Here is a 24685-nt window from a genome sequence, read left to right as displayed (position 1 = left end):
CGGTAGACGCGTTTTTTTACGAGCAACTAATATTGATTTTTTAATTGATTTTTTAATTTAATTACAGTAATTTTCATCTGCAACACATAATTAACGGCTCGACTTTAGAGGGATTGAAGTAGCTGTTATAGCAGACTTCAATTCCTGATTAAAATAAAAATCTATCAGGGAAAAAAGCATGAAACACAGTAAAATCAAACTCACACTCTTAGCTGCTGCTATTTCAAGCAGTATGTCTACTCATGCTCAAATCGACGAAAGTCCAATTGAACGCATCAAAGTAACTGGTTCGCATATTAAAAGAACTGATATGGAAGGGCCGTCACCGGTTACTTCGTTAACTTCTCAGGATATTGCTAACGCGGGCGTAACCGATTTAATCGGCTTATTCACGAAACTGCCCGCTGCCGGGCAAGGCACATTTTCAACTCAGGGTAACAGTAGCGATGGAACGGCTAACGGTGGTTCAAGCGTATCATTACGAGGCTTGGGTGCAGATTCAACCCTCATTCTTGTGAATGGTCGTCGTATTTCTGTTTCCCCTTTCGCGAACGCAATAGACACCGCCTTTGTTGATATCAATAACATCCCAATAGCTGCCATTAAACGGGTAGATATATTGAAAGACGGTGCATCGGCTACCTATGGTTCTGACGCAATTGCAGGCGTTATTAATATCATATTAAAAGATGACTATGACGGCTTAGAACTTTCTACAAAAGTTGGCGATACCGCTGATGGTGGCGGTAAAGAGACGAATACCAGCCTATTGTTTGGTAGTAGCTCAGAAAAAGCCAGTCATACTTTTGTTGTAGATTATTTCGATCGTGAAGAAATACTTGGCGCAGACAGATATTATACTAGCTCTGCCAATCAAACCGCGTTGAGACCTAATGACCCATACGCAGGAGACGGCAGAAGCTCTTCAGGTTTTCCAGGCACTATCGCACTTGAATCAAACAACTCTATTCGGGTGCCCGATACCTTTGGCAATGACGTTTGTCCTGCAGAAGATATAACAGGCACGTTGTGTCGTTACGATTTTGCACCGATGAGTTCAGAGGTGCCTGCATCGGAACGGGTAAGTTTCATGTACATGGGTAATTTTGAAATTAACGGCACGCTGCGCGCATTCATTGAATTAAACGGACAAAATTCAAAAACCACCATTAGAGGGGCAGCCAGCCCAAGCTTTAATGAGCTGTTGATGTCGGCTGATAATGTAAACCATCCATTTGCCGATGACGAACAAAGTGAATTTTATCAGCAAGATTTGACCATGCGTCGTCGTTTAGTCGAAATTGGTGACCGTGAAAAACGGGTCGATTCAGATTATTATCGCAGCGTTTTTGGCTTCCAAGGTGAATTTAACAATTGGGACTATGAAGCCGCTTACAGCTACATAAAAAGTGATTCGATTGAACGTGGGGTAAATGGTTTTCCAAACTCTCGTCGAACGCAAGAAGCCATAGACAGTGGGTTGTGGAATCCCTTTGAGCCCTCTTCGAACAGTCAAGAAGCGCTTGATTATATAGAAACTCAAACCACTCGATATGGTAAGTCTACCAGTAAGTCTTTTGATGGCATGGTATCGGGTCCTGTCATGGAAATGTCATCAGGCCAAGTAATGCTGGCGGTTGGCGCTGAGTATCGTGAAGAAACCATTAGTGATAATCCAGACGATCAGTTCATTCGTGGTGATGTATTTGGTACAGAAGCAACACAGGCAAACGGTGAACGTGACAATACGTCTATTTTCGCTGAGCTTGCAATCCCTGTCACTGAAACACTCAATGTTCAAGTGGCCGTGCGTCACGAAGACTACAGTGATTTTGGCACCACTACCGACCCTAAAGTGGCTTTTATTTGGACACCTATGGATGAGTTATCTATCCGAGGCTCATATGGAACCGCATTTCGCGCGCCTTCTTTGAGTCAAATTGGCTTAGGTCGAACAGACGAATCACCAAACTTAGTGGATACCGTACGATGTGATGCGATAGGCAACGTTGATCAAGCCTGTGAACTTTTTGAATACACGGCGCAATTGGCTGGTAACCCGGATTTAGGGCCAGAAGAGTCTAAAAGTTATAATCTGGGTGTTATTTATGAAGTTACCGAAGATATTGACTTTTCTTTAGATTATTACAGTTACGACATTGAAAATGTTATTGGTAAAGACACTCAGTTCGTATTTACCACGCAGGGGAGTAATCAATCGGTTGTTCAACGTATACCAACAGGGCTAGCAAACGATCCAGGTCAAGTCGTGGTTATTTTTGACCGTTTTGAGAATTTATTCGATCTTAAAACGTCGGGTTTAGACCTTGATATAATGTACAGAATGTCATCTGATATGGGCGACTTCAAATTCAATTATGTCTTGAACTACGTATTGAACTATGAAGATATTCGTACTGGCGATCGTCTCTTTGCAGAGGAAGGAGGGTTTGAACAACCAGAAGTTCGCTGGACAGCATCTACCCTATGGATAAAAGACGATTGGAGTGCAAACTTTGCGATTAACTATGTGGGTGAATTTAAAGAAGATCAACCTGTGCGAACTCGAACCGACGGTTCAATAGCGCCCGATATTGACGCCTTTGTTTCAGTTGATACAACGGTTAATTATGCGGGTATAAAAAATACTATACTAACGCTAGGTGCGACCAATCTGTTAAACGAAGAACCACCGTTTTCTTATAGCTCTTCTGCAGGTTATGTATCATCGGTGCATAATGCACAGGGAAGATTTGCGTATGTCCAGGCTACTTATAAGTTTTAAGTAGTCAAAGGTAGAATTTGCACTGTAGCGACAGCTGTGTGCAATGAATATTTACTAGAAACTTTTGCCGAAAGTATATGCAATAAATAAAAAGGCGTCATTATGACGCCTTTTTTATTGACCGCTAAGTAAGGAAAATAGCGTCCATCACGAATATGTTTCAATACCCGTGATACTCTAGCCTACATTCGAAATACGTCTATTCAGCATGATCTCTAACTAACTGATCCATAAATCGAACACCCCAACCTTGGCTGCCTTTTGGTGCAACATCAATATCAGCTTCCAGCCAATCGACACTAGCAATATCTAGATGCACCCACGGCAAGTCTTCATCAATAAAAGTAGCCACAACAGCAGCGCCGATGCTTGCACCCGGGTTACCCGCACCTGAATTTTTAATATCAGCAATGGGTGATTCTATCTGTTTAAAATGGTTAGCATGCAAAGGTAAGGGCCATACCAATTCTCCTGAGCGCTCACCAACGTCCATCATTTGTTTGGATAACTCAAAATCTCTGGTAATGACCGCAGCGTATTCATCACCCAATGCTCTACCGGCAGAGCCTGTTAATGTGGCTATATTCAACAACATTTTAGGTTTATATTTTTGCTGAGCATAATAGACTGCATCAGCTAGGATTAAACGCCCTTCTGCATCGGTACTGATAACTTCAATACTCACGCCTTTCATGGTTTCTAGCACATCCCCGGGGCGAATTGCATCTTGGCTTGGCATATTTTCAGCCAGTGGCATAAACCCAATCAAGTTGATGTTTTCGCCACGTTGAGCACTAGCATAAAGGGTGCCTGCAACTGCTGCAGCTCCCGACAAATCTGACTTCATGGCCCACATGCCAGTATTCGGCTTTATACTGATACCACCTGTATCAAATGTAATTCCTTTACCAACAAGTGCGATAGGAGCGTCTGTCTTTTGTGAGCCACGATAATTGATCACTAATAAACGAGGATCATTAATAGAGCCTAACCCTACACCTTCTAAAGCGCCCATTTTTAACTTTTTAATATCGCGCATATCAAGCACATCTATATCTACATTTTTGATCCCTTTGAATTTAGCTTTCACTACGTCAACAAAGGCCTGGGGATACATGTTTTTACCCGGTTCAGTTGCCAAGTCACGAGTTAAATGCACACCTTTTGCTATGAATGCCAAATCAGAGTGATATAAATTTGCGGCATTCGTAGCATCATCAGCACTGCCATTGACTAGCAACACGTCGGACTTACCTTCACTCTTTTTTGTTTTATAGCGGTCGAAACTATAATGTCTTAGATGATAACCGTAAGCGATGTGTGCACTTGGAAGCGTTTCAGTGGTTTCTAAATTTTGAACATGCACAGCTATATCAAGCATTTCTTCCGTTGAATTTAACGAGCTGGCTATTTTACCCCCTAAATCTTGCAGCTCCGGTGCACTTAATCCGTCTTTGTCATAAGTGCCAACAAGCAACAGCGATTCTGCTGCACCAATCATCTGCAAATGCAGTGTGTTACCTTTTTCCGCGGTAAATTTATTGAGCTCTATCAGTTTACTTAATTGATCAACTGAGCCTTGGGCTAAAATTTGTGATATGCCATCCAAATTGTTAACGTCATTGATAAATACCACATGACTTTTTTTATCCGCAGAAGCTGAAGTGGCAAAGTCAAAGGAAGAGGTTGCCAAGAGAGGAGTGCTAAATCCGACCATGGCGATTGAAAGCAGTGCTAAGTGTTTAAATTTCATGTTGCGTTATATACCTATTTATCAAAATAAAATTAATCTTATAGGTTTATAGTCAGTAATTAAATACTGTTAAAGTTACACTAAACATCGTTTTTCTCGATGATATTAAATATTATTTGTTTATTTTATGCTAACTACTGTTGTGGAATGATATGAGAGAGTTAGCTTAGTTAAAGGAGGAGGAGTCCACTCGTTTGTTGACGTATTTTAGGCGCAGGGACGAATGAGCATGTCTTTAACGACAAGCACTTATTCAAAGATAAGGTAGACATAGTAATATAAGGGCGGCAATCCACAGCGTTTCGATAACGAGTAACAATATAGGTTTAATACCAACAACCAGTATCTTACGTAGATTTGATTTCATCCCAATTGCAGCGATAGAAATAACTAAAGAAAAACGCGAAATATCAGTCGCTGAGTCGGTGATCACTTGCGGCAAACTCACCAAGCTGTTGATAGCCATAAGCACGGTAAACGCGAGTAAAAAAGCGGGGACCCCAGGCGGCTTTGCATTTCTATCACTGTCAAGATTGAGCTTAAGCACAAGTAAGATACACATTACCACGGGCATTAAAAATGCCACTCGCACTAGCTTTGTTAGGGTAGCTAGATCCCCTGTTTGTTCTGAAACTGAGTAGCCGGCACCGACCACTTGCGCGACGTCATGTATGGTTGCCCCCAAAAAAATACTGGTTTGGGTTTCGTTTAGTTGCAAATATGCGGCGACAATGGGATATACCACCATGGCGATAGTAGAAAGTGAGGTTACGCCAATTATCGTTAACAGCGTATCGCGGTCGTTTTCTGGGCTTTGAGGAAGCACAGCCGAAATAGCCATGGCGGCAGACGCGCCACAAATTCCGACCGACCCACCCGTTAGTAAACCAAAACGTTTATTTAAGCCAAAAACCTTTGCTAGCAATATGCCGACAAAAATGGTGCTTACCACTGCTACAACAAGCAAAATTCCGGTTTTCCAGCCCATTGCGGCAAGATCACCAAAAGCGATCCGCAAGCCTAATAGCGCGACGCCAATACGCAGTATATGGCAGGCAGTAAATTCAATACCTGCTTTGCACTTAGAGTCCTCATAAATAAAGGACATAGCGATACCCAAGAGCAAGGCAAACAGCATCGCTGGAGCGCCATAGTGACTGCTTAAAAAAAGCGCGGCCAAACCGACTACGACAGAAATAACGATACCCGGCAGAAGAACAGTTATGGCTTCAAATTTACTGACTTTAATAGACAATTGACTAATTCATCGCAAGTGCAACAAGTACTTCTCGCTTACGCTCACCTGAATAAGGTTTACGGCCATGCATGGCCATGTAATTGTCGACCAAAGCGACGTCGCCATCCTGCCAAGGTAAGTCAAAAGTAAATTGTTCTGCGATAGAAGTAACGAGCTCTAATGCTGCGACTGGAATATGACTACCATCGCCAAACGTTATAGCGCTCGCTGGGTTTTCTTTTACGCCTTTCCACCCCATATAAGCAGCAATAAGTTGGTTATAAAAAACCTTAACACCGTTGCCTAAATCAACAACGGCAGGCAGCACCGGTGTTGTCGCTTTTAAACTGCCATCAGGCATCCATTTCCAGCTATATTTAAGTTCCGCGAGTTTGTGCTCAGCCTGCTCTTTTGATTCTACACTAAGCGTACTCATCCAACTCCGTCCTTGACCACTACGAAGATCGTCTTCAGCAGGCATATGTGTTGTATACTTTAGCCCTTTTGATGCGAATTCTTGAGCAACCTCGGGGGCTCGCTTGAGTAGCTCTGCAAATAACATGTCTGAACGACAAAGAGGTGTAGCACCCCCTTCATTGGCTGCACTTTTACAAAAGAAGAAGATCTTACTAGGCGATATGGGCGTTTGCGCCATTTCGTGATGTAAATATATTTCAACTTCCTTTGGCGCCTCATTAGCGGTAAAAACGCGTTCCGTAAAGTTGATCCTCACGGCATTTGATAAGGACTCTTTATATGTAAAGTTAGGGTAAGCAAACGCATTTGAAAAAGTATCGAAGGTTTCTGCCGAATTTACTGGGAAACCACGAAACAATATTGCACCAGAACTTTTTAACGCACCCTCTAAGACGTCAATATTGTCATTAATCCAACGTTCACATTCACTTAAGTTGGTGACACTACCATCGTTCACAATCACTCTTGGGAAAACAGAATCTCCGCACTGGAGTTGATGGGGTACTTCTGCATAGTTTATTGCTGTTTTCATCAGTTTTCCTAATCGTAAATGGGATTAAAAGTATTAAAGGCTGCTTCGCAAAAGTCGCCAGGGTCGTTAAAACGACGATTAATATTCAATGCAGAAATAGCAGTCATTTCTTCTTCGTTTAGCTCAAAGTCAAAAATATCAATATTTTCAATTAACCTTTCGGGCTGTGTCGTTTTTGAAATAATCGCTGTGCCGCGCTGCACACCCCATCGTAATACAACCTGCGCAGCTGTTTTCCCTGTACGTAGGGCTGCTTTTTTCACAATTTTTTGCTCGATCACCGACTCTGCCGCACCTGCCATATCTAGTTCTAAATATGAAAGCGCGCCTAAGGGTGAAAATGCCGTCACTGCCATATTGTATTGTTTAGCTAAACGGATCAGTTTTTCTTGGGTTAAATACGGGTGTGATTCAATCTGTAACATGCTGGGTTTTATTTTGGCATACGACATTAGGTCATGCAGTAAGCCGCTATTGTAATTACAAACACCAATTTGTTTTGCTAACCCTTTCTCGTAAACCGCTTCCATTGCTTGCCAAGTTTCCATAAGAGGCACTGGCGCTAATTCAAGACGTGGATTTGGCCCATCTGGATCGGCTATCCACTCTGGTGGATAACGAGTTTCAATAGGTATGAACTTAGAGGCAATAGGAAAATGAATTAAATAAAGATCTAGATAATCTAGCTGTAAATCGTCCAAACTTTTTTGCAATGCCAGCTCGACATGCTCTTTAGCATGAAACGAATTCCACAGCTTAGACGTTACCCATAAATCTTCGCGCGAACATAAACCATCTTCAATAGCGAGCTTAATGCCCTCTCCTACTTGCTTTTCGTTACCGTAGTCAGATGCGCTATCCAAATGGCGATAACCTTCTTTTATTGCATTATAAACCGCTGTTGCGCAGTCATCTTGAGAAATTTTCCACAATCCGAAACCCATACTTGGGATAACTTTATTGCCTGATATCATCTTAAATACCCCCTTACTTTCTTTCGTTAGGTCTTATATAAGATATAAGTTAAGGTACTGTTCAAATTTTGTCAATACGAACGCTTAAATGAGTCACTAAATTTAATTTACTGACTTACGGCTAAAAACAATTGGATCTGATGAATTTCCGGCTAAGTAATCGTAACTATATGATAGACTGCTGGAGGAAAACGCAGGCTACGCTGTACTTAAAGGACTTCACCATACGTCGCTAAAAACAGTTTTCGCGTGACTAAACAACCTTGAAAATAGCCAGGCACTGGCAGACTGACTTGGGTGGCGCCACGCCTGTGAAAATATCGTCAATTTAAAAAAATGAACACCTTACTGCTCATCTATCAATGACTGATAAACCGTATTTTTAAAGTCGTGCCTAATAGGATAAAAAGCAGAAGGGACGAACTGTGACATCATGATCACAATCATATTTTCTTTAGGATCTATTCTAAAATAAGTTGATGCTGCACCGCCCCATCCGTAATCACCGTCTGAACCCATAAGCAATGCGTCGCCGCTATCAACGGTAACCGACATGGCCAAAGCATAACCTTCTCCATGAGAAGTAGGTGAAAAGGGAATTAAGTTTGCAGGTAAATGATTAGAGCTTAAGTAGTCGACCGTTTTGCGGCCTAATATTCTTTGCCCTCTATACTCGCCGCCATTTAACAACATTTGCGTAAATATGTAGTAGTCACTAATAGTCGACACCAAACCACCACCACCATTATGCACAGAAGGATCTGATAAAAAATCACCTACTGGCGGTGAATCAAGCACGCTTATTTCGCCATTTTTTCCGGGACCATATATTTGAGCGAGCCTGTCAACTTTATTGGGAGGAACATAAAAAGCTGTATCCGTCATTTTTAAGGGGGTAAAAATCACTTTCTGCATATATTCGCCAAGCTTCATACCGCTAATACGCTCAATCAAAAAACCAATAATATCGGTATTTATACCATAGTGCCATTGAGTGCCGGGTTGGTGATTTAACGGTAATGTGGCAATGCGTTTTAACACAGTATCTAAGCTGTCTGCGTTGGACAAAGGGGGTAACGCTTTGTATAGTTTGTCAACGGCACTGTTTGTGAACCCGTATGAAAACCCAGCAGTGTGTAAAAATAAATCAATGATACGTATCGGACTTTTAGCGGCTTCTAGTTGAATGTTCTCGGCCTCACCACCGGCATAGACTTTGAGCCCAGCTAATTCTGGTAAGTATTTTTCAATAGGATCATACATGTGGAATTTACCTTGTTCCCATAAGGTAAGGGCCGCGACCGCAGTAATTGGCTTCGTCATAGAATATATGCGAAAGATAGTATCCGTGGTCATCTCTTCTCCACGTTCAAGATCTCGCTTACCATTTGCCGACAAATGGACAATTTTTTGATCCCGAGCAACAAGCGTTACGGTACCGGCGAGCTTGCCAGTTTTCGTATACTTTTGCATCGCGCTATCAATTTTACCAAGACGCTGTTGCGATAAACCTTGGATATTTACGTTGTTATCCATCGTAGATGTTTGTTCTTTTTGCACCGTAGAACACGCGGTCAATAAAATGCTGCTTACTAGTAAGACATATAATTTCATTCTGATCTCTCTGCAACGATGATGTTGATAAGGTCAACAATAGCTGCTTTTTTAACTAATATTATAAAATATGGCATTATTACTTAGCTCGACAACTCACGTCGACTCTACTAAATAATGATAATTGTCACTTCTACAACGGCTAATTCTAAACTCAATAGCTTTTCCATCAAGCGAATGTGCTATGCGCTGCACTTCTAAAAGAGCATCGCCTTTTTTGACCCCCAGTAATCTTGCATCTTCTGCGGTAGCAATATCCGCTTTAATTCTGTCAGTCGTTGCTTGAACTGTAAGGTTAAATTGAGTTTGATAGAAATGATAAAGGGTATGGGGCAGCTCTTGGGTTCCCTCTAATGCTTTAAAATAGGTATGTGGTAAGTATATTTTTTCAAATATACAAAATTCATTATTTAGGATCCTGCGCCTCAACACCTCAAATACCTTCATATTCCCTTCAGTGCCAAATGCAGCAAGTACATTTTTAGGTACCTTTATCAATTCCAATGACAAAAGCTCAGCTTTAGGAAGCTCTGGTGCTTTGCCGTCACAAATAATCGGATAATAACGATACAAACTATCCTGATTTGTGTGCTCTGACACAAACGTTCCCACCCCTTGGCGTCTGCTGAGTATTTTGGCGCTAGTTAATCCATTTAACGCCTTACGCACGGTTCCTTGACTCACTCCAAGTTCTTCAGCCAATTGAAATTCATTGGGCAACATTTCACCGGGCTTCCAGCGCTGCTCAACAATTAGCTGCTTAACGTGGTTTTCAACTTGCGTGTACAGAGGCTGAAATACGACTCCGGTTTGACTGAGCTTATTATCAAATCTATTGTTCTTCATAAATTCACTAAAAAAATGAAATTATTGATGAGAATAATATTAATAGTACATAAATATCAAGCTTTCTTATGTTAATACTGCCTTAGAGGGCATATTAGATGGCCTAATATCGTCGCACAATGTCGTTGCAAAACCTCATCGTTATCGCATCTAATAAATGTAATCATTATTTTAAACACAGAACGTAATTGACAACAATTTAACATTATAATAACTTATGTCTTATATAAGACAGGGAAAGTTAACTCATTAGATAAGTAATGAGGCAACACAATCGTCGTTTAAATATTCTATTTTCATGTCACATAACAACTGACTAATACTAAACTTACTTATTCATCATTTACTACAAAGGATTTGAACAACATGTTTGAACTTTCTACTCCCGACTGGAACAGTGTTGCACAAACTGAAATTACCGGTAAATGTCAATTATTACCCAGCGGAGAGGTATTGATCCAGACCAATCACGGTGAGCTAACATTAAGTATTAGCGAAATGGGTGTCAGAATTCAAAATGAACATCAATTTACGGTCAACGATTACGGCATACTGGTAAATCAGCCGTCGGTTTTTGCAGCCTCGATTACATCAAGTTCAACACATACTCAAATTATCGCTCAAAATCATAGCATTGAAATACAACATAGACCTTTCGCATTCGAATGGAAAAAATCGGGTGAAATCAAACAAAAAACACCTAACGACGGTCACTTTGTGCGCCAATTCAGATTACCCCCCATGGCAAAAACACCGCAAGGCTGGCTATTTAGTATTGATTTGGGTGCGGAAGAAGCCGTTTATGGTTTAGGTGAAAAGTGGTCTGGATTAAATAAACGTGGGCAATTAATTAGGTCTTATAACCACGATGCTTTGGGCGTGAATGCTGAAATTTCATATAAAAACACACCGTTTGCGTGGAGCCCTAAAGGCTGGGGGCTTTTTGTGCATACACCCTCACCAGTAACGCATGCTGTTGGTTATGCTGCTTGGTCGCAGCGCGGTTACTCCGTGCTAATTGAAGATCAAGCCCTTGATATTTTTCTACTAGACGGTGAAAACGGTGCACAAATTATTGAGCAATATACCCATTTAACGGGTCGCTCGCCCGTACCGCCATTATGGAGTCTGGGCCTAATCCTTTCCAAAGCCTATTACAAAGACGTTCCTGAATTATTGGCAACAGCCAAAGCGGTGCGCGACAATCACCTGCCTTGTGATGTGATCACCTTAGATGGCAGAGCTTGGCAAGACACCGATACTCGATTTGCATTTGAATGGGATCCCAAACGCTTTGATAATCCCGCCGCCGTTATAGATGCATTAAAAGAACAAAACTTTAAGGTGTGTATTTGGGAATACCCATTGGTTTCTGTACAAAACAAATTGTTTGATGAAATGGCGCGTAAAGGTTGGTTACTGAAAGACAAGAGAACCGGCGAAGCTTATCGTTACAAATGGGATACGAGTGCGTTTGCGGAGGTGTTAACACCTCTCCCTGAATCAGGAATAGTTGATTTTACTCACCCTGAGGCGTATCAATTTTGGCTTACATCGCACAAGCCTTTGTTTGATTTAGGCGTTGACATGATAAAAGCCGATTTTGGAGAGCAAGTTGAAGACGACAACATGCTTGCGCATAATGGAGATAGTGGCAATAGACTACACAATGTCTATAGTTTGCTTTACAACCGTTGTGTTTATGAGGCAGCAGAAAAATATAGTAAAACCGGTCCATTTTTATTCAGCCGCTCAGCATGGACCGGCTCACAACGTTTTCCCAGCCAATGGGGCGGAGATCCTCAGGCAGATTGGGGTGGATTGATAGGCAGTATTCGAGGCGCGTTGTCATGGGGTATGTCTGGTGCACCTTTCTTTGCCACCGACGTGGGCGGATTTTACAAAGATACACGCGACTCGATCTTGTTCGCTCGATGGACTCAAGCTGCTGTGTTTTCAGCACACATAAGATTACACGGTATTGGTCAGCGCGAGCCGTGGAGTTATGCCACCGATGCTGAAAATGCAGCCAATAAAGCGATCAAACTACGCTACCAACTCATGCCGTACATTTATAACACGATGAAGCAGTCGAGCAAATCAGGCTTACCTGTTATGCGAGCAATGGCACTCGCATTTCCAGACCAACGCCTTGCCCATTCGTTCGAGTTACAATTTATGTTTGGGGATAGCCTGTTGGTCGCCCCCTGCACTAATCCAGAGGGAAGAGTAGACGTTTATTTACCTCAAGGTAATTGGACACGTTTTCCAAATAAACAAAAATACGCGGGCCATCAGGTGCTCGAACTCACACTTGAGCTGGATGAGATAGCGGTATTTGTTCCTGAGCATCATTCCATCCCGATTGGTGTAAACGTAGAAAACGTTGAAATGCTTACCGTCGACTACGAACATACTGACAACCTACCGCATTGGCCAGATCATGATATTAACCAGTAGGTCAGAATATATTAATAATACGATGCCAACAGGAATAAGCGTTTCATGATGTCATTTATCATACAGTTGAATACCGTTTTAGGTGTTCTTAATTTCCACATTGCAAGAAGTGCTAAGTACCTTGCCGGTTTTTTATTAGCGCTAATGGTGGTCATGATTTTAGCACAAGTTGTTTTTCGCTATGTGTTAAACGACTCATTAACCTGGACCGAAGAGCTTTCTAAATTTGCGATGGTATGGATTGCCTGTTTGGTCTCCCCTTGGGCTTATAGAGAGCATTTAAATGTGTCTATTGAAATGTTCCACGATGCTTTACCCGTATTACCAAAACGAATTGCTGAAATAATAATTACGATCCTCATTATGCTTATTAGCGCAATATTTTTTGTGCAGAGCATCAGTTTTGTTGCCGGAGGCATGACTATCACAGCCGCTTCTGTGCAGGTTAAATTATGGTTTTTTTACCTTTGTATGCCCTTTGCTTTTGGCTCGCTGTTTTTAGTAGGCGTTGAAAGGATCATTCAACAACTCAGTTCACCACTGATCCCTCATCATGGCGGCACACCCAATAGTGCAGACTCAAAGCAGGGAGCACAATAGTATGTCGTTAAGTTATATTTGGATATTCATTCTCTTACTTACTGCCGGAACGCCCGTTGTGTTTGCTCTACTGGTAGGCCCCGGCGTGAGCTTAATGATTGATGGCAACGAGGTGTTTTTCTCTGCCCTGTTAAACCGATTATTTTCAGGAATGAATTCCTTTCCTCTAATGGCAGTGCCCTTTTTTATACTTGCTGGTGAGTTGATGAATCAAGGCGGGATCACGCAATCTATTGTGCGCTTTTGCCAAAGTCTTATTGGACACTACCGCGGTGGCTTAGCACAAGTTAATATACTCTCGTCAGTGCTGTTTGCGGGTTTGTCGGGCTCTGCAGTAGCAGATACATCAGCGCTAGGAAAAATGTTGATCCCCGCAATGGAACAAAATGGCTATAGCCGCCGGTTTGCCGCTGCTGTTACGGCGGCATCTTCCGTAATAGGACCTATTATTCCGCCCTCCGGAATTATGATTTTATATGCATTTATTATGAATGTATCCGTTGCAGGCATGTTCTTGGCAGGTATATTACCCGGACTAATGATATGTGTTGGCTTAATGATAGTAACCAATCGTATAGCCAAAAAACGTAATTACCCAATCGCTAACAAAAAAGCGTCATGGGCCGAGCGCGGGTCTGCTTTTAAGGTATCTTTTTTACCATTATTAACGCCTATCATCTTATTAGGTGGAATTATTGCTGGCGTATTTACCCCCACCGAAGCCGCTGCTGTGGCGGTAGGCTATGCATTTATTGTTACTTTATTTATCACCAACACACTGCGCATTAGCCAGTTACCTGCAATTTTAGTCAATGCCGCAGTTCAGTCTGGCACTATTTTATTATTGGTCGGCTCCGCTGTAACCTTTGCTTGGATCATCACTGTCTCAGGCTTAGCCGATTCATTAGCTGCAAATATAATAGGTATCACCTCAAACGTGTTGTTGCTGCTTCTAATCATCAATCTATTCTTGTTCGCTATTGGCATGTTTCTCGACGCTGGTCCAGCCATTCTAATTTTAGGGCCGGTGCTTGCGCCTATCTTTATCTCACTAGGCATCGATCCCCTGCATTTTGCGGTTATAATGTGCGTAAACTTAACGGTGGGCTTAGCCACACCACCAATGGGGTTAGTGTTATTTGTGGCCGCTTCGGTATCGGGCGAAAAAACCGAGAATATCGCCTTAGAAATGCTCCCATTTTTAGCTGTTGAGGCCATTGTTATATTCATTATCACGTATTTTCCTGCGGTCACTATGACCCTTCCTCGCTTATTTGGATTTGCCTAAGGATCTATCATTATGAACACTAAACGTAAGGTACTTTTGGGAATTTATGCACTGGTGTTTGTAATGAGTATTACTGGCATAATGCGCTCCACCAGCTCGCAAGCAGAATTCACCATAAAGGCAGCTATTCAAGCCTCAACACAAGATGAAGATTACGTCGGCTTGGTTGCCTTTAAAGAGTATGTAGAAACCAAAAGTGAGGGCCGCGTCAAGGTTGATATTTATACCTCCGGTCAGTTTTGTGGAAGTGTGCCTGAGTGCATTAGCAACTTGCAGCAAGGCGTACTAGAAATGTTTCCAAGCACAGCTGGCGGCACCGGTAATTTTTTCGCACCTGCTCAGGTCCTAGATTTACCTTATGTATTTACAAGTGACAAACAAGCGATATGTGTACTGAATGGTCCAATGCTAGACAAAATAAGACAAAGCGTATTGGAGCGCTCATTGAAAATTCGACTTATCGGTATTGCCAACACGGGTGGCTGGCGTAATTTTGCCACCACTAAAAAACCGATACACACACCGGATGATTTGAAAGGCCAGAAAATTAGAACCACACCAGCAGAGATCCAACAACAATTGGTTAAACAATTGGGGGCAAACCCTACGCCAATTTCATGGGCTGAACTCTATACTGCATTGGCAACAGGCGTAGTAGAGGGCAGTAAAAATGGAATACAAGATATCATCGGGGCCAAGCTGCAAGAGCATTTGAAGTACATTATACTCGATGGCCACTCATACATGGCAACGTTATGGTGGTTTTCAGAACCGGTTTGGCAAACGCTACCAAGCGATATTCAATCGATTATTCAAGACGGCTTTAAGAAACAACAGGCTGCAGCAAACAATCTGGTTGCAACTGAGGAAGAGAATTCTTACAAAATCTTTGAACAGGCAGGCGGTACTATTTATCGCCCTTCGGTAGCTGAAAAACAAGCCTTTAAAAATGCTGCTAGTAACATGCGAGGATGGTTCATTAGTGAATTCGGTAGTGAATGGCTTAACTTATTAGAAAGCTCTGTGGCAGCCTGTGACGCTCAACAGTAATCCTGTAATCCTGTAATCCTGTAATCCTGTAATCCTGTAATCCTGCACAAAGCGTATTTCACAACTATAACGATATAAACTTATATTTACATATTTAAATCACAAGTTAATAACAAAACAGTTGCATCTCGTTAACTTATTGGGTAAATTTTAATTACATCTTCTATCTTATATAAGACAGACCTAAAATAGTCTTAATAAAAATAAGCCGTTTGCAGATAGAAGTTGCCAAGTTGAGCCTCTCAACTTGCTATACATCAATAAATGCTGCGCCGAATTATTTGCTTAATTGAGTGAATGGTGACTGGCAAAATAAGACATACTGGAAAATTGGAGAACACAATGAAATTTAAACCAAGCTCTTTGCAACAAAGTATTGCAAAAGCCTTAGCGCTGACAACCTGTTTGTCGTTGGGCATGACAGTTAACGCACAAGAAGAATCGAAAGACACTGACAAAGGATTCGAAACTATTACCGTTACTTCACAAAAACGTGTTGAAAATTTAAATGAAGTTCCTCTTGCTGTTACTGTTTTGCGTGAAAACCAAATCAACGCCGCGTTCTCTACCAACATAGAAGGACTGCAAGCACTCGTCCCGTCCGTTAGCTTTAGAAAAGGTAACACCACCCGAAATTCTGCAATTACCATTCGTGGTATTGGGACTATATCCTTTAGTGTGGCTGCAGAACCAAGTGTTTCCACGGTAGTGGATGGCGTTGTGCTTGGTCGTTCAGGGCAAGCCTTTGTTGACTTATATGACCTAGAAAGAATTGAAGTACTGCGCGGCCCACAAGGCACACTCTTTGGTAAAAATGCATCTGCCGGTGTTATTAACATGACCTCTAAACGCCCGAGTGACGAATTTGAGGGCGTGTTTGAAACGACGCTTATGCAAGATAATGAGTATCGTATTAAAGGCAGAGTATCAGGTGCACTCAATGACAACGTAAACGGCAGTTTAACGGTATTAAAATCACAGTTTGATGGCTATATAAAGAACGTATACAACAATGAAACTACCAGTGGATATGATAAAGAAGGTGTTCGCGCGATGCTGGATATTGAAGCATCAGGTGACACGGACATTTTGTTTATTTTTGAAACCGTTAGTTCTAACGATTCCTGTTGTGCCGATCTTGAACTAACACCCAGTGGTAGACATAACTCTGAAGCATCACCAAATAGCACAGGTGTGGGAGACTTAGATTTAAATCAACGTCAAATTGATCATGACTTTGAAACTCGTACTATTGACGATCATACTGCGTTTTCGGTTCAAATCGATAAACCTATTGGCGATCATGAGTTCACCTCTATTACCGCTTATAGAAGTTGGAATAATACAGAGTTTCGTGAAGGTGACTTTACTTCAACAGCAGGCGACCTGCCTTTCCCAGTATTTGGTGTGCCTTTCCAACTGCATGATATTGGACCACAAGAATGGGATCAAGTATCACAAGAGTTCAGAATAGCCTCACCTTTAGGCGGTGATTTTGATTACCAAGCTGGATTTTTCTGGTGGAATCAAACTTCTGAAAGAAACTTTACACGAGATGCTTCGTGTCAAAATAATAACGGTCAATTCCCTGCTGCTATTGGTGCATACCTGAGCGACACGCTTGGTGTTGCAAATCCGAGTGAGACAGATATTAACGACTTCATCGCGGAGCAGGGGCTTAATTGTAATTCAAACGACATAGTAGGTGCCACGGCTTATATGGAAACTGAGTTTGATAACTGGGCTGTGTTTGCAGACGCTAAGTATCATATTAACGAAAATTTACGCCTCCTCTTCGGCATTCGTTACACCGACGATGAAGTTAGCTTTTCACATAACAGAAAAAGTAATGATCAGTATAAGAGAACAGGTGTTGGTGTGCGTGGATTCGAGACTGACTATAGCGGTGGTACTGATAAAAGTAATACGTCATCGAAGCTTGGTGTGCAGTATGATATCAATGACGACAGCATGGTGTATGCCACATTCTCACAGGGCTACAAAGGTCCTGCGTTCAACGTGTTCTACAATATGGCAGACAACGACACCTTACCCATTGGCCCCGAAACTTCGGACGCTTACGAACTCGGATATAAATATGCGACAAACAATTTAATTGTTAATATAGCAGCATTTAGAACCGACATAGATGGATTTCAAGCAAACAACTCCGAACTTTTGGACGCTGTAGTTATCACTCGTTTAACTAATGCGGGTTCTGTTACCACTGAAGGGTTTGAAGTTGACTTTATGTGGCAAGCCACAGAGAACTTTGTACTAACTGGAGGTGTTTCTAGCGTAGACGCCGTTGTTGACGAATTCAGTTGCCCGGTTGGATTAACCACTTGTGATGGGCGCTCAGGTGCCGATTTACCCTTCTCTCCAGACTTAAAGTATTCAGTTACCGGTGAATATGTAATGGAAATGGATGGTATGGATGTTTATTTTAACTCATCTTACGTATACACCGACGATATTTTTGCGGGCGCGCCGGGCAGCACAGCACAAACTAACCCAGAAGCGTTTTTACCTGAATACAGCATCGTTAATGCGAGTGTTGCATTTTCGTTTGATGACGACGCTTACAGAATTTCGCTTATTGCTAAAAACCTCACCGATGAGAAATTTGTGACTACCTATAGTGGTGATAACTTCCGTTACCAAATACCGCGTGATGCAGATCGTCACTTTGGTATTCAGTTGCGAGTGAAATTCTAAAAATCAACAAGACTTAACTCGGTAGGGCGCCTCTTAAGGCGCCTTTTTTATAAGATATTTTTACTATGCGGATGTATTTGTTAGTCGTGAACAATTTAGTGAATAGTCGTATTTAGCTAGTTCAACTGCAACAATTCCAGACCTATTCGTCCTTTATTCATTAAGTAAGCAAGTTGAAATTTTTCTCTAATCTTGCGCCTTTTTGTGCAAGATTTTCTAACACACTACGCAATACCAACTGGGTGCGGTAATTCATGTGTTTTTCCTCATGAGTGGCTAAATAAACCGATTGTCCTTCATTGTGATCTGAATCAACCGCGAGCATTAACTTACCTTGTTTAATATCATCTGCTACCTCAACAGTGTCAGCTAATGCTATACCCATGCCAAGTCGAGCGGCTTCGATGGCTTGGTAAGCGTATTCAAAATAGGTGTGTTGTGATGCATTTTGCCCATCTAATTTGTGATGATTAAACCACTTAAACCATTGCGCCAATCCGTCGTGTAATAGTGGATAAGCGAGGAGTTCTTTAACTGTTTTTATCGCCTGTCCTTTTAGTAGTGAGGGATTACACACGGGCACATAATATTCATTATACAGTTTAGTAATTGTTCTGCTTGGATCCTCAGGTAAGCCTAAGCATAAGGCGATGTCGAGATCAGGCGGCAAGGATTTTTGATGCGGTTCCAGCGTTTTTAACTTAAATGAAATCTCCGGAAATTGGCGCTGTACATTTGCCAGTACTGGCAATAACCAATTGAGCATGATGGTGGCTGTCGTGCCTATGACTATTTCACCCGCCACTAAGGTTGGGTCAAGCATATGCAAACCTTTGTTCAATTCAGCGAAAGCAATTTGAATGGACGATAGTAATCGGCTGCCCGGCGCAGTCAATCGTAGCTTGTTATTTTTTCGCTCAAAAAGTTGTGTACCTAATCGTGCTTCTAATAGTTTTATGTGCCGACTTAGTGCTGAATGTGACACGAACATTTCCTGTGCCGCTTGACGCATATGACAATGTCGACCGGCAGCTTCAAAGGCATGTAAGGAATTTAGCGGAATTTGCCGTAAATCCAAATAAGGGCTTTGTTTCTGTTTCATTGATATTGCTTCCTTCAAAACCATGTGTTTTTGTAAAAAAATAACAGTTGCAGTGCGATCACTCCTTTTGGGCTGTATTGCAGACCCTGGTTGTATCCGACGAGTTTTTACTCATTATCATCATCTAGGGTTAGTGAATATAGTCAACAGCCAGCCTGGTCTCATTATGTGACCAATTTGGTCAATAACCTTTGCTTGATTATTAATTAGGTAACCATAAACTAAGTTGATAAATTCTGATAGAGTAATTTAAGCATGCAAGACCCTTTTTTCCGTCGTAACGAGCAAGGAGCCACATCTCGCCTAGATTATTGGAGCATGGACTCTGAATATGGTGAGCTGCAAGATGTATTGATTGGACCCATGGAGCATTATTCATGGCAAAAAGGTAATGCCATGTCGCGGCGTTCAATTCGATTGGGACGGGAATTTGACAAGCATATAGCGCAACAGCAATACCAAGAAATGTTAGACGTTTATCAACATTGCGGGGTAAAAACTCATTTTCTTAAGGCGGATGAAAACCTGCCTTATCAAATATATGCTCGCGATTCTTCGGTATTAACCCCTTGGGGTCCTATGATCACCCAAATGTATAGCCCATGGCGACGAGGTGAGTGGGTAGCGGTATCTAAATTCTATCAGGAAAACAACATTCCGGTTTACGAGGCTGTTACCGCAGGTGCTTTTGAAGGCGGCGACTTCATGGTTTTAGAGCCAGGGGTTATATTGTGTGGTTATACTGACGAACGTACAAGCGAAGCCGGACTTAAGCAAGTCCGTAGCTGGGTTGAAAAAGAAGGATGGGAGTTCAAATCTTATCAATTTGACCCGTACTTTTTACATTTAGATGTAAAATTTGCCATGTTGTCAGAGAAGTTAGCCGCCGTTTGTACTCAAGCCGTAGAAGATGAATTACTCGATTGGCTGAAAAGTAGAGGTATTGACATTATTGATATTTCTTATCGGTCGGTATTAGAGCTTGGGGTTAATGTTGTCGCTTTAGGTAATGATAGAGTATTAATACCCCAAGCGAGTACAGAGCTAGTGGGCAAAGCAAAAGCCCATGGATTGGAAGTATATCAGCCAGATATGTCAATGTTCACTTCTGGTGGTGGCGGTGTGCACTGTATGTGCCAACCTTTAAGTCGAAAAGACGCATAGGAGAATTAATATGACACTAAAAATCAATAGCGAAAGATTATGGTCTAGTTTAATGGTCATGGCTGAGATTGGCGCAACGCCAAAAGGCGGTTGTAATCGTCAAGCCTTAACTGACTTGGATAAAGCCGGTAGAGATTTATTTGTAAGCTGGTGTAAAGAAATAGGCTGTGAGCTTAGAGTCGATCAGATGGGCAATTTATTTTTGCGCCAAAAAGGGGCTGATAATAACTTGCCTCCCGTCATTATAGGGAGTCATTTAGACTCGCAACCGACAGGTGGCAGATTTGATGGCGTATATGGCGTTTTAGCTGGCTTAGAAGTATTACGCACCTTAAATGATGCTAATCAACAAACCTTGCATCCCATTGAAGTAGTGGTATGGACTAATGAGGAAGGGGCTCGTTTTTCTCCGGCCATGATTGGCTCAGGTGTTTGGAGTGGGGAGTTTTCTATCGACTATGGTTGGCAGCGTGCCGATAAACAAGGAGCTACAATCAAACAGGAGCTCGAACGTATAGGTTATTTAGGCGAGACTCCCTGTGCACCATTCCCTATAAAAGCGGCATTCGAATTACATATAGAACAAGGGCCTATTCTGGAATTAATTAATAAACAGATAGGTGTGGTTAAAGGCGTACAGGGAATGCGCTGGTACGATTTAGTGATACATGGGCAACCGGTGCATGCAGGCCCGACCCCTATGGATCAGCGCAAAGACCCAGTGAAAGCAGCAGCGCAAATTATTGCTCAACTGTATGCGCTCGCAGATGAATATGCACCTCAAGCAAGGGCAACCTTTGGTGATATCAACGTCACTCCGGGTTCGCGTAACACAGTGCCAGAAACATTAACGTTAACAGTCGACTTACGTAATCCTAATCAGGGTATATTGCAACAAATGGATCAGAAATTTAGACAGATTTCTAAGCAAGTTTGTGCTGCTTGTGATGTCGATTTTGAAATTTTGGATGAGTGGAATTCACCTGCAGTTGAGTTTGATAAAACCTGCATTGATGCAGTTCGAGAAGCGGTTGAAGAAACGGGCATAGCCTACGAAGAAATGTTCTCTGGCGCGGGCCACGATTCTGTCTATGTCTCTCGAGTTGCCCCTACATCGATGATCTTTGTGCCGTGTGAAAAAGGAATTAGCCATAACGAAGCTGAAAATGCCAAACCCGAAGACATTGCTGCAGGTTGTCAGGTTTTATTAGGCGCGGTATTAAAATTAGCTGCTGAGTAACGGTAAGTGTGGTGTTAAATGAAAAAATTTGAACAGCTTTATATTGATGGTCACTGGGTAAATAGCCACAGTGACGCACAACTTGAGGTGATAAATCCTGCTAATGGTGAACTCTATGCGAGTGTGCCATCTGCCGATGTGCAAGACGTAGATAATGCCATTAGAGCTGCAAGTAAGGCATTTAGCTCTTGGTCTGAACAACCTGCTAATTTCAGAGCTGCGATTATTAACGAAATAGCCGACGGCATGCAAGCACGTATCGATGAACTCACAGAAGTGATAGTAGCATCGATGGGTTGCCCCCTTTCTTTGGCTTCTGAAATACAAGTACAGGGCGCTATTGATGCATTGCGCAGCTTCGCACCTTTAGCTAGTGAAATGGATAAACAGCAGGTACACGCTAATCATATTGTTGTTACTGAAGCTGTTGGCGTTTGTGTATTAATCAATCCTTGGAATTACCCTTTATCGCAATTAGTAGGTAAGTTAGGTCCAGCACTGGCTGCAGGTTGCACCGTGGTAGTTAAGCCCGCTGAACAAACACCGTTGCAAGATTTGATTTTAGCTGAAATTATTCATCAAAGCAGTCTACCACACGGTGTATTTAATTTATTGACCGGAGTAGGCAGCCAAATTGGTGAAGCGTTATGCAGCCATGCGTTGGTTGATATGGTGTCTTTTACCGGCTCAACCTTGGCGGGCGTAAAAGTGGCGCAAGCAGCCGCACCAACGGTAAAAAGAGTGTGCCAAGAACTGGGTGGGAAATCACCTTATATCATCGCTCAAGGTGCCGATTTGGCTGCCGCTGTGCGTTATGGTGTAGAAGACGTGATGTTAAATTCGGGGCAAACATGTTGCGCGCTGACGAGAATGTTAGTACCCGCTGAACAACTAGCTGAAGTTGAAGAGATAGCCAAATACGCTGCTGCAGAATGGCAGTTAGGCGATCCGATGTTAGCCGCCACAAATATGGGGCCACTTAGTTCTAGGCAACAGCAACAACGCGTATTGAGCTATATCGAAAAAGGCATAGAAGAAGGCGCTAAGTTACTCTGCGGTGGCACACAACTACCTGAAGCATTGCGTAAAGGGGCATATGTGATGCCCACAATTTTTTCGGATGTCAGGAATGATATGATTATTGCTCAGGAAGAAATATTTGGTCCCGTGTTATGCATTATTCCTTACCAAAATATTCAACAGGCAATTGAACTAGCAAATGAGACGCCATTTGGCTTGTCATCCGCCGTGTTTGCTGCAAATCAAACTGCGGCAATTAACATTGCCAGCAAATTACGAGCCGGTCAATGTTATATACAAGGTGCTCTATTCAATACTGATAGTCCTTTTGGTGGGTATAAACAATCGGGTAATGGTCGAGAGTGGGGTCTCGAGGGACTAAAAGAATATACAGAAACTAAAGCCATGCTTATTAATGCTGCTGATTAACCTCTATTGGCTTCTATTAGCATCTATTGGCCTTTATTAGCTTGTATTAGCTTGTACTGGCCGCTTTTAGGTCATATTTATTGTTGTCGCTTTGCCTTAACAAAATCACTATTACTTCCGGTAAACAGGAATGCACACTATGCGTTATGCGCCACTCACTCAAGCTATTCAAGGCGAAACTGTGGATGCTTGGGACATCCATTTTAAAGCAACATCCCTCAAAGAACGCGATCCAAGCGTTATTATTTTAAGCATTGGCGATCCCGATTTCGACACACCTGCCTCTGTAGTCGACAGTGCAATAACTAGTTTACGCAGCGGCGATACACATTACGTTGAAATTGAAGGACGTGGCTGTTTACGTGAAAAAATTGCCGCTAATCATCAAGCGAGTTCTGGTCAAACAGTCACAAAAGACAATGTCATCATGTTAGCAGGAGCGCAAAACGCTTTGTTTGCTAGCTCTTTATGTATTTTAGAGCCGGGAGATGAAGCGATTGTATTGCAGCCCAATTATATTACATACGAAGCGTGTATTGAGTTAACTGGCGCTACATTAGTGCCGGTTGCGATGGATACGCAAAATCATTTTCGTTTAGACAAAGCCACTCTGAGCGCTGCCATCACGACGCATTCCAAAGCTATTTATTTTGCGACGCCAAGCAATCCAAGCGGAATGATGTTGCGCAAAGATGAACTGCAATTTATTGCTGAACTAGCCATTACGCATGATCTTTGGGTGGTATCTGATGAGGTATATAGCCACACTGTTTTCGAAGGTGAACATGTCAGTATCTCTGGCTTAGATGGCATGGCTGAACGTACAATCACCATAAACAGTTTATCTAAATCTCATGCAATGACGGGTTGGCGAGTGGGTTGGGCCATCGGACCAATAGAATTAATTAAACACTTAAGTAATCTGTCATTATGTATGTTGTATGGCCTACCGGGATTTGTCCAACAAGCCGCATATACTGCATTGACCGATCCCGACGCATTGGCAGAGTCTGAAAAAATGCGCCTAACTTACCAACGACGTCGAGACCGCTTAGTTAAGTGCTTTGCTAAACATCCACAGTTAAGTTGCATACCGCCACAGGCATCCATGTTTTTATTGGTCAATGTGAGCCAAAGCGGGCTTAACGCACAGCAGTTTGCCGACGCTTTATTCGAACAGAAAAAAATTAGCGTATTACCCGCTACCGCATTTGGTAAGTGTACCTCTGACTTTATTCGCATTTCTTACGTGGTGGATGATGTTCAACTGGAAGACGCATGTAATCGAATTGACAGCTTCATGCCGCAATTTTTACATTTGCGGACTCTGCAGCGGTGATACGTTCATTAATGTCATAAAATATTCCAACGCATTCAAAATACAAGATAACATAGT

17 protein-coding genes are annotated in these 24685 nt (G+C 42.2%); 10 read left to right on the top strand and 7 right to left on the bottom strand.

The window, feature by feature from the left end; translation table 11 throughout:
* Positions 1 to 178: 178 nt before the first annotated feature.
* A complete protein-coding gene (locus tag G399_RS0101945; RefSeq protein ID WP_006014165.1) occupies positions 179 to 2785 on the top strand; it encodes a TonB-dependent receptor plug domain-containing protein in 2607 nt (868 codons plus the stop codon).
* Between the two features lie 199 nt (positions 2786 to 2984).
* Here the strand turns inward: G399_RS0101945 and G399_RS0101940 are convergent, their stop codons facing one another.
* The 6 genes from G399_RS0101940 to G399_RS0101915 form a co-directional block, all read right to left on the bottom strand.
* Entirely contained in the window at positions 2985 to 4538 is a 1554-nt protein-coding gene (locus tag G399_RS0101940; RefSeq protein ID WP_006014161.1) for a leucyl aminopeptidase family protein, read from the bottom strand.
* 253 nt (positions 4539 to 4791) lie between these two features.
* Positions 4792 to 5793: a YeiH family protein gene (locus G399_RS0101935; protein ID WP_006014159.1), complete on the bottom strand. Its 1002-nt coding sequence runs from the start codon at positions 5791 to 5793 to the stop codon at positions 4792 to 4794.
* A 4-nt stretch (positions 5794 to 5797) separates the two neighbouring features.
* Positions 5798 to 6787: a TauD/TfdA family dioxygenase gene (locus G399_RS0101930; RefSeq protein WP_085949256.1), complete on the bottom strand. Its 990-nt coding sequence runs from the start codon at positions 6785 to 6787 to the stop codon at positions 5798 to 5800.
* A 5-nt stretch (positions 6788 to 6792) separates the two neighbouring features.
* A complete protein-coding gene (locus G399_RS0101925) occupies positions 6793 to 7758 on the bottom strand; it encodes an aldo/keto reductase (RefSeq protein ID WP_006014155.1) in 966 nt (321 codons plus the stop codon).
* Positions 7759 to 8103: 345 nt separating this feature from the next.
* Positions 8104 to 9372 (bottom strand): serine hydrolase domain-containing protein, encoded by a 1269-nt coding sequence (locus G399_RS0101920; protein WP_026843360.1) that lies wholly within the window; start codon positions 9370 to 9372, stop codon positions 8104 to 8106.
* Positions 9373 to 9468: 96 nt separating this feature from the next.
* Positions 9469 to 10218, bottom strand: coding sequence for a GntR family transcriptional regulator (locus G399_RS0101915; RefSeq protein WP_006014151.1), 750 nt, complete (start codon positions 10216 to 10218; stop codon positions 9469 to 9471).
* Positions 10219 to 10584: 366 nt separating this feature from the next.
* Between G399_RS0101915 and G399_RS0101910 the strand changes: the two genes are divergently transcribed.
* The 5 genes from G399_RS0101910 (at position 10585) to G399_RS0101890 (ending at position 18334) form a co-directional block, all read left to right on the top strand.
* Positions 10585 to 12678 carry a glycoside hydrolase family 31 protein gene (locus tag G399_RS0101910; RefSeq protein ID WP_006014149.1) on the top strand — a complete coding sequence of 698 codons (2094 nt, stop codon included), beginning with the start codon at positions 10585 to 10587 and terminating at the stop codon, positions 12676 to 12678.
* A 45-nt stretch (positions 12679 to 12723) separates the two neighbouring features.
* The gene (locus G399_RS0101905) at positions 12724 to 13278 is read left to right on the top strand and encodes a TRAP transporter small permease (RefSeq protein ID WP_006014147.1); all 555 of its coding nucleotides are present in this window, start codon (positions 12724 to 12726) and stop codon (positions 13276 to 13278) included.
* Between the two features lies 1 nt (position 13279).
* A complete protein-coding gene (locus G399_RS0101900; RefSeq protein ID WP_006014145.1) occupies positions 13280 to 14566 on the top strand; it encodes a TRAP transporter large permease in 1287 nt (428 codons plus the stop codon).
* A 12-nt stretch (positions 14567 to 14578) separates the two neighbouring features.
* Positions 14579 to 15616 carry a TRAP transporter substrate-binding protein gene (locus G399_RS0101895; protein ID WP_006014143.1) on the top strand — a complete coding sequence of 346 codons (1038 nt, stop codon included), beginning with the start codon at positions 14579 to 14581 and terminating at the stop codon, positions 15614 to 15616.
* A gap of 342 nt (positions 15617 to 15958) precedes the next feature.
* Complete coding sequence (locus G399_RS0101890; RefSeq protein ID WP_006014141.1) at positions 15959 to 18334, top strand: TonB-dependent receptor; 2376 nt, start codon at positions 15959 to 15961, stop codon at positions 18332 to 18334.
* Positions 18335 to 18494: 160 nt separating this feature from the next.
* Here G399_RS0101890 and G399_RS0101885 read toward each other — a convergent pair whose 3' ends face one another.
* The gene (locus G399_RS0101885; protein ID WP_006014139.1) at positions 18495 to 19436 is read right to left on the bottom strand and encodes a LysR substrate-binding domain-containing protein; all 942 of its coding nucleotides are present in this window, start codon (positions 19434 to 19436) and stop codon (positions 18495 to 18497) included.
* Positions 19437 to 19691: 255 nt separating this feature from the next.
* Here G399_RS0101885 and G399_RS0101880 point away from each other — a divergent pair, with 255 nt between their 5' ends.
* The 4 genes from G399_RS0101880 to G399_RS0101865 all read left to right on the top strand — a co-directional run bounded on the left by G399_RS0101880 (position 19692) and on the right by G399_RS0101865 (position 24628).
* Positions 19692 to 20600 (top strand): dimethylarginine dimethylaminohydrolase family protein, encoded by a 909-nt coding sequence (locus G399_RS0101880; RefSeq protein WP_006014137.1) that lies wholly within the window; start codon positions 19692 to 19694, stop codon positions 20598 to 20600.
* Between the two features lie 10 nt (positions 20601 to 20610).
* Entirely contained in the window at positions 20611 to 21840 is a 1230-nt protein-coding gene (locus G399_RS0101875; protein ID WP_006014135.1) for a Zn-dependent hydrolase, read from the top strand.
* 18 nt (positions 21841 to 21858) lie between these two features.
* On the top strand, positions 21859 to 23289 hold the full coding sequence (locus tag G399_RS0101870) for an aldehyde dehydrogenase family protein (protein WP_006014133.1): 1431 nt from the start codon (positions 21859 to 21861) through the stop codon (positions 23287 to 23289).
* A gap of 139 nt (positions 23290 to 23428) precedes the next feature.
* A complete protein-coding gene (locus G399_RS0101865) occupies positions 23429 to 24628 on the top strand; it encodes a pyridoxal phosphate-dependent aminotransferase (protein ID WP_006014131.1) in 1200 nt (399 codons plus the stop codon).
* Positions 24629 to 24685 lie beyond the last annotated feature (57 nt).

The organism is Brumicola pallidula DSM 14239 = ACAM 615, assembly GCF_000428905.1.
GTDB lineage: Bacteria > Pseudomonadota > Gammaproteobacteria > Enterobacterales > Alteromonadaceae > Glaciecola > Glaciecola pallidula.
Note: the sequence above shows the minus strand (reverse complement) of the source record. Positions and strands in the feature narration are given on the sequence as shown.